This window comes from Rhizobium sp. TBD182 (genome assembly GCF_001950375.1).
In the GTDB taxonomy this organism is placed as follows: Bacteria; Pseudomonadota; Alphaproteobacteria; order Rhizobiales; family Rhizobiaceae; genus Agrobacterium; species Agrobacterium tumefaciens.
The window spans coordinates 1-644 of the sequence record NZ_BDLN01000033.1; the positions used below are offsets into that span (position 1 = coordinate 1).

At 59.5% G+C, this 644-nt stretch carries 1 protein-coding gene and 1 pseudogene; one reads left to right on the top strand and one right to left on the bottom strand.

The window, feature by feature from the left end; all coding sequences use genetic code 11:
- Positions 1 to 238: pseudogene (locus tag T18_RS27365) on the bottom strand (hypothetical protein); the annotation flags it as partial.
- Between the two features lie 241 nt (positions 239 to 479).
- Here T18_RS27365 and T18_RS26465 point away from each other — a divergent pair.
- Positions 480 to 644, top strand: a 165-nt coding sequence (locus T18_RS26465; RefSeq protein WP_139322542.1) for a MobA/MobL family protein, incomplete at its 3' end; no start/stop codon positions are given.

Genomic DNA, 644 nt, shown 5'->3' on the forward strand with positions numbered 1-644 from the left:
CCCTCATGTTTGCCTGTGTCCTGTCGTGATGGATGTGCCGCCTGGACGCATCACCAAGCGTCGCGGTCACGCCGAACAGCCCGTCCATGATTTTTGACGACAGATTTTCACCGTCGGTCAGCACCGACAGCCTTGGTCTGTACCGGCCCCTCATGCTGACCGAATTTGTGCGCCCCGGCCTGGCTCCCGCTCTTGCCTTCACCCTTTCAAATCCGCCCGCATGCATCACGATCTCCAACGTTCTCTTGCCTTTGAGGCAGGGTAGCGAGGATCAGTTCGCAGCACATGCTGGTGCAGTTCTGCAGATAGCCATCCGTCCCCGTCCCGCTAGACTGAATTCAATAAGGGCGCACTTACGAGTTGCACCCTTGTGACAGGCAAAACCGCCGCCCTGCGGGAGGGGTCCGCGCCGAAGCCGGCGACCGGGCCTCGGCTCCAGCCCCCGATCCTTCTGCCGGCGCGTTTTATCGGGAGACGGCATGGCGATCTATCATTTCAGTGTAAAACCGATTGGCCGCAATGCCGGCAAAAGTGCGGTCGCCGCCATCGCCTATCGCACAGCCAGCAGGATCCTCAATGAACGTGAATGCATTACGCACGACTTCACCGCAAAGAAGGGCGTCGTTCATGCGGAAATCATCCTG